Here is an 11243-nt window from a genome sequence, read left to right as displayed (position 1 = left end):
GCCCGGTTACATTCCGAACCCGGAAGCTAAGCCCTCCAGCGCCGATGGTACTGCACTCGGGAGGGTGTGGGAGAGTAGGACACCGCCGGACACACTTCGATATGAGGGCCACCCCAATGGGGTGGCCCTCATACGTTTCCCCACCCAGCTGCCTCCTGGTGCCAGTCCGGGGACAGCTCTGCCGCCCCCGGCAATGCCTTCCCATGCGCGGCATGTCCGCGGCCGCCGCTGCGCAGTGACACTGGCAAACTCGGCGTCCATGAAGGACGGCAAGGACTGGTACGCCTGGCATGGCCCGTACACCGATCCCGGCTCGCCCCTGGCACGCCGGCTGAGGCTGGTCCAGCAGCACATCGCCGCCTGGCTCGATGAGCGACCCGGCGGACCGGTCTCCGTGGTCAGCATGTGCGCCGGCCAAGGCCACGACATCCTGGCCGTGCTGGCGTCACGCCCCGATGCGAGGCGAGTCAGCGCCACCCTGATCGAGTACGAACCGCGCAACGTCGTCGCAGCCCGGGCAATGGCCGAGGGCCACGACACGGTGACCGTTGCGCAGGCCGACGCCGGTGACCTCGCCTCATACCGGCAGGCGGTGCCTGCGGACCTGGTCATCATGGCTGGCGTTCTGGGCAACATCAGCGACGCTGATGTGCACACCACCATTCAGGCATTGCCGCAGCTCTGCGCCGCCGACGCCACGGTTATCTGGACCAGGACACGACGAGCACCCGACCTGACACCGGCTGTCCGAGGATGGCTGGCCGAAGCAGGGTTCGCCGAAGAGGCGTTCACCGCTCCCGACGACGTGCTGTTCTCCGTCGGCGTCCATCGCTTCACCGGCACCCCACAGCAGCTGGGGAGCGGCAAGATCTTCCAGTTCATCGCATGACCGACGGCGAACCGACGATTTGACGGTCCAGGGGACCGGAGACCTCTGACCTCGGAGGCAGACTCGACGACCAGTGGTGAGGTTCGAGCCATGACGAACCTATAGGGACACCCTCCTTCGCTCTACTCACCCGGCCGCTGACCCGGCTGCGGTCGGTGTCGGTGACGTTGCGTAGCCTTCCAGGCGGAGTGGGGCCCCATTCGATGAAAGGGTGAGCGGTGGCGCGTACCTGGCTGTCCATCCGGGTTGAGCTGGTCTCCGGTCGTGGCCTCGACCTGTGGCCTCGACCTGGCAGGGTCTTCGCCGCAGGCCGGTCCCACACCTTCGCTCAGCTGGCTGAGGCGATCGACCTGGCGTTCGCCCGTTGGGACCTGGCCCACATGCACATGTTCACGCTGGCCGACCAGACCCAGGTCACACCGCTTGAGTTGTGGGATGGCGAAGCGCCCGAGGGCAGCATCGACAGCGACCGGACCAAGCTGAGTCGGCTGGGCGGCGGCGAGCAGTTCGCGTACCTGTTCGACTTCGGTGACGACTGGGCGCACCTGTGCACGGTCGCCGAGTCCCGTATCGACCCGCTCGAGACGCTCGGCGGTCTGCCTGCCGAGCCGATGCCGTACTTCGGCTGGGGTGACTTGCCCGACCAGTATGGCCGGCGCTGGGACGGCGACGACGGCGGGTCGCAGCCGCCGAAACCTCCCCGCCGACCGCTTGCCGACCTTCCGCCGCTGCTGCCGTGGTGGGGACCCCGCCAACGCGGACAGTGACGAGTACGGCAAGGCCGAGGAGACGTATGGTGAAAGCCGCCGATTCGGGCCCTCACCGTCCCGCAAGGGGCCTGGTCAGGCGGGTTCCCTGGCGCAGATGAAGCGGGGTTCCGCGTCGTAGGTCCAGGTGAACTTCTCCCGCTTGACGACCTTGCCGTCCTTCTTGATGACCCGGAAGGCGTCCTGAGTGAAGCCCTGGCTGCCATTGGCCGGGATGCAGGTGGGCCCCGGATCCAGGTAGACGGTCCGCGGTGAGGTGATGTTGCGTCGGGGGCCGTACTCCGTCTTGACGCTGTCCCAGATCTTCGTGCTCCAGATCGACACGGTGACCGAGTTGCCGGTGTACGAGGTGTCGATCAGCACCCCGTACTCGGTGTTGTTGCGGAACTTGAAGTCGAGGTTGGGCCAGAAGATCGTGGACTCGATGACGGCCGGGTAGCGGCTGAAGTAGTACGAGTGCGGTTTGTGCTCGACGTCCTCGAGGCCGGCGTAGTACGTCGCGTTGAACAGCGTGGTGGTGAACTGGGAGGTGCCGCCGCCGACCCCGGGCACCAGTTTGCCGTCGAGGATCACCGGGGCGTCCCGGTAGCCCTGGGCGTAGCCCCGCTCCCCGGTGTGGCCGTTGAGCGAGAAGGTTTCGCCGGGCAGGACCACTGTGCCGTCGACGTGCTTGGCGATCGTCACGATGTTCTGGCTACGCGGCGAGGACAGCCCACCGGTGAAGTAGGTGGTGAAGGAGGAGACCTTCTCCTTGATCCCCAGGCCGGCGATCTTCTCCGCGGTGACCTTCGGGGTGACCGGCTTGAGCACGGCGGGGAGCGTACGACCATCGGTGCGGGGTAGGACGGCCAGCAGGTCCTCGCGGAGGGCGCCCAGGTCCACCTGCTTGCCGGAGCGCCCGTCGACCACCTTCGGCTTGCCCCCGGAGATGGTCATGGTGGCGTTCTTCGGTGCCACCTCGACCTTGTCGAGCCGGTCGCCGAGGGCGGACCGCAGCTTCTTGGCGTCCAGGCCGGGGGTCAGCTTGCCGGCCTTGTCGGCCTTGAACCGGAGACTCTTGGCGATCGCCTGCGGCGGGATGGTCACCGTGCCCCGATCGGTGGTCACCTTGACCGGCGCCGAGACCGCCGGCTTGGCCAACTCCTCGACCAGGCGGTCCACCTCCTCGGCGGAGGTGACCGGGTGGTTCTCCACCAGCGGCACGTTCACCGGCTGCCCGTTGAGCCAGCCCTCCTTGACCACCTGCGCCGAATGCTCCGGGTCGATGGTCAGGCTGGGCTTCGGGTGCCGTGCCTTCGGGGTGGTGCCGGTGAAGGTGATCGCCGGCATGGTCATCTTTCGGCCCTGCTTACCGACGAGCTTCTGCAGCTCGGTCTCCAGCTTCGGCACGTCGACGGAGACCACCGGCTCGATCTCGCGGGACCCGACCAGGCGGTCCACGGCGTGCGCCTGGGCCGCCGCCGCGGCGGCCACGGTGGCTTCCACGTCGACCGTCAGGCCTACCTCGGCCGGGTTGATCTGCGCCGTGCGTTCGCCCACTCGTACCTCGATCGGGGCGGCCAGTTCGTCGGCCCGCCGGTCCAGGTGGGCCTGTAGGTCCCGGGCCGCGTCCGCGCGGCTGCGCCCGCCGAGTTCGGTGCCGAGCACGGTGGTGCCGCGCGGGACCTCACCGACGTACGCCCAGGCGGCCACGACGCCGACCGAGGCCAGCACGGTGGTGGCGATCCCGGTGGCGAGCAGGATCCGGAACCGACGGGAACGCTTCACGCCGCCGCCCTGCGGTGCCACCGGGGAGGGACGCTCCGGTTCCTCGACAGGCCAACTGACCGCTGTCACCTGGACCGTGGGCCGGTCGTCGTCAGCGGGCGGACGGTTCTCGCCGTACAGGGTCACAGCTACCTCTTCGGAAATGGCCGTGGGTGGAACCTTCACCCCGGAGGCAACTACGGTAGCCAACCCGACGGGGTGCGGGGGGTCTCAGCGCGCTGGGAGTCGCCATCGACACGGGTTTACCGCCTACCGGCAGCAGGGCGCTCACGCTGCGTAGTCTCCGGGTGGCCTGCTTCGCCCGTCCTGACGGAGGACCGGCTGCCGGTGGTCGAGTCGGTCACCCGGCTGGGCCGGAAGACCTGCCAGGCCATCGCCGTGGCGGTGACGGCGGCGGCGGCCAGCGCGCAGGACAGGACTCCGGTGAGGGTACGGGGCGCGATGAGGGCGGCCGCGGCGGCCAGGCCCAGGGTGGCCACCCACAGGGGTGCGGCCGGCCACCGGGCGCCGGTCGCCACCCTCTCGTTGACCAGCATGAACACCACCGCGTACAGGGCCCCGGTGGCGGCGAAGAACGGTGCCGTGTCGGCCAGGTGCAGGTAGTCGGCGCCGCCGGCGAGCCGGAAGGCCAACTCGCCGCCGATGGTGGCGGCGGCGACGAGGGCCACCCCACAAGCCATGATCAGACCCAGCGCGGCCAGGCGGGCACGGCGGTCGCCCCGGGCCAGTCGGGGCAGCACCAGCAGGGTGACCACCTGAGGCGCCCACAGCGCACCCTTGGTGAGTACCGAACCGACCGCGTACGCGCCGGAGTCGACGGCGGGCAGCAGTTGGCGGGCGAGGATCAGGTCAGCGTACGAGATGGTGAGCATCGCCAGAGTGGCGGTGCAGGCGGTCGCCACCTGCCGGGCCCCCAGCCCACGCGGCGCGAGGTCCGTCGTGCGCGGCGTCTCGGCGGCTCGCAACAGGGCGGCGGCGGGTTCGTCGGCTCGCGGCGGGGGTGGCACCGTGGGTGGTACGGCGGTGGTGGCGCTCGGTGGGGTGGCCAGGCGGGCCAGGATCGGCAGGGCCAGCAGCCCGGTGACCGCCGCCAACAGCAGGCAGGTGACCGGCCCGGCGCCGAGCAGGAGACCGAGGACCAGGCCGCCGTACCGGCCGGTGGCCACCACGGCCATGGCTACGGCGAGCCGGAGGAAACGCTGATCACCCTGCAACTCACCCAGCCACCGACCGGCCAGCACGGTGGTGAAGGTGGTGGCGGCCAGCAGCATGGTCAACGGGACCGGCAGCCGGAGGAGGACGGTCAACAGGGGTACCGCGGCCAGGGTGACCGCCCCGGTCAGCGCGGCGGTACGCAGCCCGAGTGGTCCGGCACCGCCGCCACCCGAGCGGGCCCGGTGCGCGGCGACCGCGATCTGGAGCCCGAAGCCGGGTACCGCCGCGATGGCACCCAGCGCCAGGACGGTGGCCAGGGCCCCCAGATCGGCGGCGCTGAGCCGGCGGGCGCCCAGCACCGGGACGACATAGGCCAGGGCGTTGGTCACCAGGGTGGCGAGGGTGACGGCGGCACCGGCCGCACCCAGCCGGAACCGGCTGGTGTCGCTGCCCGTCGTCTGCGTCATGCCACTCCGCGTCTGCCGCCCACCCGACCGGTCGGCTGATCGTCGCCGGGCGAGGGGCCCGACCGGCAAGACGGTACCGGCCGGTAGCCTCCGCGGACAGCCCCTTACCGGCACCCTCTGCCCAGGGCGGCCGCGAAGGTCTAGTGTGCTGCTCCATGGCGTCGACGAAGCTGGCCCCCGCAGCGACCTCCGGCCTGGCGGCCATGCTCCCCGAGCGGCTGCTCGGGGCGGCGATCCGTCGGGTCTATCCACGGGTGGAGCCGGAACTGGCCCGGTTGGCCGAGTTCGTTCCTGTCGGCGGCACGGCGGTGGACGTCGGCGCCTGGTACGGCCCGTGGACCGCCCGGTTGCTGCGGCGGGCGGCGCGGGTGGTCGCGGTGGAACCGACGACCGCACTGGCCGGCCAGTTGCGTACGGCCTTCCCCCGGGTGGAGGTGGTCGAGGCGGCGGTCTCCGACCACGAGGGCACGGCCACCCTGTATCTGCCCGAAGGGGGCGCTATCGTCGGCACCTCCTCGCTGGAGGATCCGACCCAGGGCGCCCCGGTGCCGGTCCGCCGGATCACCCTGGACTCGCTGGGCCTGACCGAGGTGCGGTTCATCAAGATTGACATCGAGGGTCACGAGCTGCCCGCCCTGCGCGGCGCGGCGGAGACCGTCAAGCGGGACCGTCCGGTGCTGCTGATCGAGGTGGAGGAACGGATCCAGCCGGTCGAGCCGCTGCTGGAGCTGCTGACCGGCTGGGGCTACCGCGGCTACGTGCTGCCGGGCCGCGAGTGGGTGCCGCTGGCCGACTTCGACCTCGGCGGGCACCAGCGGGAGGCGATCGTACGGGTCGGGCAGAGCTTCGCCCGCCGGGTCCTCTGGCCCCGACCCCGGTACGTCAACTCCGTGCTGTTCCGCCCGGAGTGACCCGGCCGGTGACCCTCACTCGGGGCGGGGAGCCGGGTCGCCGATGGCGATCTCGTTGGTGCAGAGCGACACCTCGCCGCTGGTCACGGTCAGTTCCACCGTGTCGCCACCGCCGGTGATGCGGAAGAAGCGCTGGTTCAGGCCCTTGCGGACCGGGAACTGGGCTTCCCCGTCACCGAGCCGCAGGGTGGCGGTGCCGTCCGCCGAGCTGAGGTAGCCGATGCGGACCACCCAGTGCCAGTGGAAACGCGGCTCGTTCAGCGGCATCCGTACGGTCTTGCCGGTGCTGACCAGGTAGCCGCATCCCTCCTGGGGGCCGGGCTGGATGGTGCTGCCCACGATCGTGGCCACCTGGATGCGGCCCAGGGCGTCGAGGACCGAGGCGTTGTCGGTCTCGTCCACGAAGGTGGGCCGGGTGCCGAAGGCCCGGAAGAACCGGGACTGGAGGTTGTACGGCGAGGAGAGGCGGGGAACGACGTTGTCCGGCACCGGGGCGTCGAAGAAGACCGTGTCCGGCGGTGCGCTGGCCATCTCGATCCGCACGGTGTCGATGTACGACCGGCCGGACTTCGCCTCCCACTCGTCGCCGTACCGGGCGGTGGTCCAGACCGTGCCCAGGCCGACCGCCACCAACACGAGCACGAGGGCGACCGTCACCGACTCCCGGTAACGCTCCGGTACCGGGCCGAGCAGTCCCGGCTCGGGCGGGTCGGCCGGTGCCGGGGGCACGGTGGTGCTGGTGGTTCGGGCCAGCCCGACCACGGCCACCCCCAGGCAGATCGCCGCCACCACGACGACGTCGCTGACGTACCGGGGCACCCCACCGGCCACCCCGCTGAAGGCCGAGCCGAGCCGGGTCGCGGCCAGCATGCCCGCCACCATGGCCAGGTAGGCCGCGAGCAGCAGCCAGGCCCGCCCGGCCCGGCGGCGCTGGCGTACGGTCGCCGCGACCACGGCGGCGACGATGGTCCAACCCACCCAGGTCCCCAGTTGGGGCGGTGCGGCGACGGGGGCGCCGTCACCGGCCCCCAGCCACTGCCACGGGCCGCCGACCAGGCCGGGAATCACCGTGGACCCGAACATCTGGGTCAGGAAGGAGAACACCTCCCCGACCGATTCCGGGCGACGCAGCGAGGACTCCGAGCGGGTCAGGTAGGCCGCCGCGAAGCCCAGGGACAGCACGGTCAGCACCAGCCAGGAGGTCCACCACCGGCGGATGGTGGTCCAGACGGCGCGTACCGGGCCGCCGTCGGCGTAGCAGGCGACCGTCAGCAGGAAGACCAACGGCACGATCAGGATCGACTTCTCGAAGAAGAAGAGGCCGAGCAGTACGGACAGGGCCAGGGTCACCAGGTGCCGTCGGCGTCCGGTCTGCACGTAGCCGACCTGTGCGCCGACCGCCAGCACCATGGCGATCTGCATCGGCAGCATGTTGACCCCGACGGCCCACCAGGTGCTCGCCTCCAGGGTCAGCGGGCTGAACAGCAGCAGGCCGAGCGGCAGGAGTAGCAGGGCGGAGGGCCGCAGCATCCGGCGCAGCAGCCGGAAGAAGGTGATCCCCAGAATCGCCTGGCCGATCGACATGAGCAGCACGTACGGCCAGTAGGCCAGGCCCACGTACTCGGTGACCAGCCAGATGAGCAGCCGTCCGCCGGGCATGAGGTGGTTGTTGTAGAGCTCCAGCAGATGGGTGACCGTCAGCCGGGACTCCGCCGCCTGGGTGATCAGCACGTAGTCGTCGGCGGCCAGGAAGCCACGGGCGGCCACCTGGGCGCGCCACAACACACTGATCGCGATCATGACCAGTGCCGCCGTGCCGATCCGGTCGCTGCGCAGCCAGCCGCCCGTCCTACTCGGTGCCGTTGTCACGCTGTCCCCCGCCGATGCCATGGCGGGAAGACTGCCATACCGCTCACCGGGTCCCCTATCAGGTCAACGGCTGGTGCAACCGGCGGCGCCGGGTGCCTGGCGGGGCGGTTACAGTGGCCGCCACCGACGCGGCCACCTCGCCGCGTACCGGCTAGGTGAGGTCGACGGATGCGGGAACGGAGCGGCTCGGTGCCCGAGGGTGGTGCCGATGCGGCGGTCGGCCGTCGGTCCTGGCTGCCGCATCTGGTGGCCGCCGCGGTGACGGCCGTCGTGCTGGCACCGTTGGCCCTGCCCGGCTACCTGCTGCGGTACGACATGGTCTTCGTGCCCAGGCAGACCCTGAGCTGGGAGCTGATCGCCCCGGCCACCGCCCTGCCCCGGGCGGTTCCGCAGGACGCCGTGGTGGCCTTGGCCAACCAACTGGTTCCGGGGTGGCTGCTGCAACGCCTGGTGCTGGTGGCGATCGTCTACTTCGCCGCCCTGGGGGCCGCCCGGCTGGTGCCGACCGGACGGACCGCCGTGCGGGTGGTGGCCGCCCTCGGGTACGCCTGGACGCCGTACCTGGCCGAGCGGCTGCTGATCGGTCAGTGGGGACTGCTGGTCGCGTACGCCGCCCTGCCGTGGCTGGTGCGCGCGGCCTTCGGGGTGCGGGCCGGTGAGCGGGGGGCGCTGAGCCGGCTGCTGCTGGCGGTGGCGGTCTCCGCCATCACCCCTACCGGTGGCCTGCTGGCCCTGGTGGTCGTCGTCGTCCTGACTCTCGGGCGGTACCCGGGTGCGGCCCGCGCGGTGTCGGTCGGGGTGGGGGTGAGCCTGCTGCTGAACGCGCCCTGGCTGGTGGCCGGGTTCACCAGCGCCGGTGACGGCCGCTCCGACCCGGCCGGGGTGGCCGCCTTCGCCGCCCGAGCGGAGAACTGGGCCGGTCCACTGGTGGCGCTGGCCGGCACCGGTGGCATCTGGAACGCCCAGGCCACCCCGGCCTCGCGGGCCGGGCTGCTGGTGCCGTTGGCGACCGTACTGCTGCTGGTGGTGGCCGCTGTCGGGGTACCGCTGCTGCGGCGTCGCTGGGCGGGGCGTGGGGTCGGTCGGCTGGGCCTGCTGGCGGTCGGGTCGTGGCTGGCGGCGGCCCTCGGGGTGCTGCCGGGGGCGGCGGCGCTGCTCGGCTGGTCGGTGGCTCATCTGCCGGGGGCGGGGTTGCTGCGCGACGGGCAGAAGCTGCTCATGCCGTACGCCCTGCTGTTGGCGATCGCGGTGGCGTTGGGGGCGGAGCGGCTGGCGGACCTGCTGACTGCCCGGTTCGACCTGGCGACCGGGCGGGTGTTGCTGGTCGGGGCGGCGTTGCTGCCGGTGGCGGTCCTGCCCGATCTGGCCTTCGGTGGGGCGGGTCGGCTGCGTCCGGTGGCCTGGCCGGCGGACTGGCCGACCGTCGCCCGGCTGGTGGAGCAGCGGCCGGGTGAGGTGGTGTCGCTGCCGTTCCAGGAGTATCAGAGCTACCCCTGGAACCGGGGGCAGGTGGTGATCGATCCGGCGCCCCGGTATCTGGGGGTGCCGGTGGCGATCGACGACACCTTGCGGGTGGACGGCACGGCGGTGGCCGGTGAGGACCCCCGCGCCGCCGGGATTCGGCAGCTGCTGGACGCGAACCAGCCGGTGGCGGCGGCCGGCTCCCGGTGGGTGCTGGTGCAACGGGCGGCCGGCCCGCCGGTGGACCCGGCGACCCTGGCCGGGCTGCACCGGGTGTACGCGGGCGAGGACCTGACCCTGTACGAGAACCCGCAGTGGCGACCCCCGCCCACCCCCGCCCGCCCGGGGCCGGTAGGCCTGGCGCACCTGTTGGCCGGAACGGCGGTGCTGGCCATCGGTTTTTCGGCCGCTGCGCGACGGTGCTACCGCGTGGTAGCGTCCCGGCACGCGAGTCCCGCGGAAGGAGAAGGTGGATGAGGAACCTGCCCGCGTTCGTGGCCGTCGGGGTACTCGGTGTGGTGCTCGGCATGCTGGGCAGCGTCGGTCTGGCGAACGTGCTCAGCCCGTCCGCCAAGGAGGCCGCGAACTCCAAGGTGAGTGAGCAGACCGAGGCCCCGCTGTACGGCACGCGCTGACCTCGAACGAGGCGAAGGCGCCTGCATGATGCGGGCGTCTTCTTCGCGTGTCTACGTCCGGCCGCCGGACGGTCCTGATCGGCGGGTCAGCTTCCGGCGGTGACCCGGGCGGTCGTCTTCCGGTCGTGGCCCGCGCGGTCGTCTCCGGCGGTGGCCTGAGCGACCAGTTGGGCGAAGCGGGCGCCGGTGGCGGTCCAGGTGAACTGGGCCGCGTGGGTCAGCGCGGCCTCCCCCATCGCCTTGCGGCGTACGTCGTCGGCCAGCAGTTCCCGGACCACGGCGGTGAACTCCTGCTCGCTGTCGACGAGCAGTCCGGTCTCCGTGTCGACCATCGCCTCGGCCACCCCACCGGCGTAGCGGAAGGCCACTGTAGGGGTGCTGCACGCGGCGGCCTCCACGATGGTCAGTCCCCAGCCCTCCTTGAGTGAGGGGGTCAGGGCCAGCCAGGCCGAGCAGAGCAGGGCGTGCTTCTCCTCCTCGCTGACGAAGCCGGTGAACCGGACCCGGTCGGTGATGCCCAGGGACTCGGACAACTCGCGCAGGGGTCCCTCCCACCAGCCCTGCCCGGCCACCACCAGTTCCAGGTCGGGCAGTTCGTCGACCAGTTCGGCGACCGCCCGCAGGGCGATCTCCACCCGCTTGTGCGGCACCAGTCGGCCCAGCACCAGCAGCGAGGGGTGCGGGGTACGCGGCAGGGCAGGGCCGGTCACCGCGGGGGTGCCGTTGGGCACCACGTCGATCCGGTCGGCGTCCACCCCCAGGTCGGTCAGCTCGGCCCGGCTGGCCTCGGAGACGGTGACGTACCGGCAACGGCGGTAGAGGCGGACCGCCAGCCACGATTCGATCCACCAGCCCAGCCGACTCATCCAGGGGCCGAACACCACCGGCCACTGTTCCCGGTGCACGTGATGCACCAGGGCGATGACCGGCCGACCGGCATAGAGGGGGGCGAAGAAGGGCACCCCGTTGCAGACGTCCACGACCAGATCCGGTCGACCGAGACCACGGCGGCCCAGCGGGCCGAAGCCGAACCGGCCGACCAGACAGATCAGCGCCGCCCGCAGGTAGACCGTCATCCGGGAGCCGCGGCGCAGCACCCGTACCCCGGTGTCGGTGGTCTCGGCCGGTCCCCCCTGGTCGTGCGCGGCACAGAGCAGAGTCACCCGGTGACCGGCGGTGACCAGTTCGGCGGCGATGCGTTCGATGTAGACCTCGGAGCCGCCGCCTTCGGGGTTGGTGGTGTCGCGCCAGTTGAGGAACAGAACGTGGCGGGAGGGGGTGTCGGAGTGGTCCACGCTGCTCCTACCGACGAGTAAGTGAGC

Annotated in this window: 9 protein-coding genes and 1 rRNA gene; 6 read left to right on the top strand and 4 right to left on the bottom strand. The window is 71.5% G+C overall.

All coding sequences use genetic code 11. From position 1 onward, the window contains the following. From rrf to ABZ795_RS14265, 3 genes are all read left to right on the top strand, one after another. A 5S ribosomal RNA gene (rrf, locus tag ABZ795_RS14275) occupies positions 1 to 91 on the top strand; the annotation flags it as partial. 102 nt (positions 92 to 193) lie between these two features. Further along, positions 194 to 889, top strand: coding sequence for a class I SAM-dependent methyltransferase family protein (locus ABZ795_RS14270; RefSeq protein WP_357530607.1), 696 nt, complete (start codon positions 194 to 196; stop codon positions 887 to 889). A gap of 218 nt (positions 890 to 1107) precedes the next feature. Then, positions 1108 to 1656, top strand: coding sequence for a hypothetical protein (locus ABZ795_RS14265; RefSeq protein WP_357530606.1), 549 nt, complete (start codon positions 1108 to 1110; stop codon positions 1654 to 1656). Between the two features lie 75 nt (positions 1657 to 1731). On the opposite strand, the gene ABZ795_RS14260 is transcribed toward ABZ795_RS14265, so the two are convergent. Together ABZ795_RS14260 and ABZ795_RS14255 are read right to left on the bottom strand one after the other, a co-directional pair. Next, complete coding sequence (locus ABZ795_RS14260) at positions 1732 to 3549, bottom strand: VanW family protein (protein WP_357530605.1); 1818 nt, start codon at positions 3547 to 3549, stop codon at positions 1732 to 1734. Between the two features lie 116 nt (positions 3550 to 3665). Beyond that, positions 3666 to 5045, bottom strand: coding sequence for a polysaccharide biosynthesis protein (locus ABZ795_RS14255; RefSeq protein WP_357530604.1), 1380 nt, complete (start codon positions 5043 to 5045; stop codon positions 3666 to 3668). Positions 5046 to 5200: 155 nt separating this feature from the next. Here ABZ795_RS14255 and ABZ795_RS14250 point away from each other — a divergent pair, with 155 nt between their 5' ends. After that, positions 5201 to 5956, top strand: a complete 756-nt coding sequence (locus ABZ795_RS14250) for an FkbM family methyltransferase (RefSeq protein WP_327023671.1) — start codon at positions 5201 to 5203, stop codon at positions 5954 to 5956. Positions 5957 to 5971: 15 nt separating this feature from the next. Here the strand turns inward: ABZ795_RS14250 and ABZ795_RS14245 are convergent, their stop codons facing one another. Further along, positions 5972 to 7825, bottom strand: coding sequence for a hypothetical protein (locus ABZ795_RS14245; protein WP_357530603.1), 1854 nt, complete (start codon positions 7823 to 7825; stop codon positions 5972 to 5974). Between the two features lie 168 nt (positions 7826 to 7993). Here ABZ795_RS14245 and ABZ795_RS14240 point away from each other — a divergent pair, with 168 nt between their 5' ends. Together ABZ795_RS14240 and ABZ795_RS14235 are read left to right on the top strand one after the other, a co-directional pair. After that, positions 7994 to 9763: a hypothetical protein gene (locus tag ABZ795_RS14240; RefSeq protein ID WP_357530602.1), complete on the top strand. Its 1770-nt coding sequence runs from the start codon at positions 7994 to 7996 to the stop codon at positions 9761 to 9763. Next, positions 9760 to 9921, top strand: coding sequence for a hypothetical protein (locus tag ABZ795_RS14235; RefSeq protein ID WP_013736401.1), 162 nt, complete (start codon positions 9760 to 9762; stop codon positions 9919 to 9921). The genes ABZ795_RS14240 and ABZ795_RS14235 overlap by 4 nt, the downstream gene beginning before the upstream one ends. Positions 9922 to 10007: 86 nt before the next feature. On the opposite strand, the gene ABZ795_RS14230 is transcribed toward ABZ795_RS14235, so the two are convergent. Then, the gene (locus ABZ795_RS14230) at positions 10008 to 11216 is read right to left on the bottom strand and encodes a glycosyltransferase family 4 protein (protein WP_357530601.1); all 1209 of its coding nucleotides are present in this window, start codon (positions 11214 to 11216) and stop codon (positions 10008 to 10010) included. Positions 11217 to 11243 lie beyond the last annotated feature (27 nt).

Source organism: Micromonospora sp. NPDC047134 (genome assembly GCF_040643455.1).
GTDB lineage: Bacteria > Actinomycetota > Actinomycetes > Mycobacteriales > Micromonosporaceae > Micromonospora.
The sequence above is the reverse complement of the archived record's forward strand: the minus strand, read 5'-3'. Positions and strand labels throughout refer to the sequence as shown.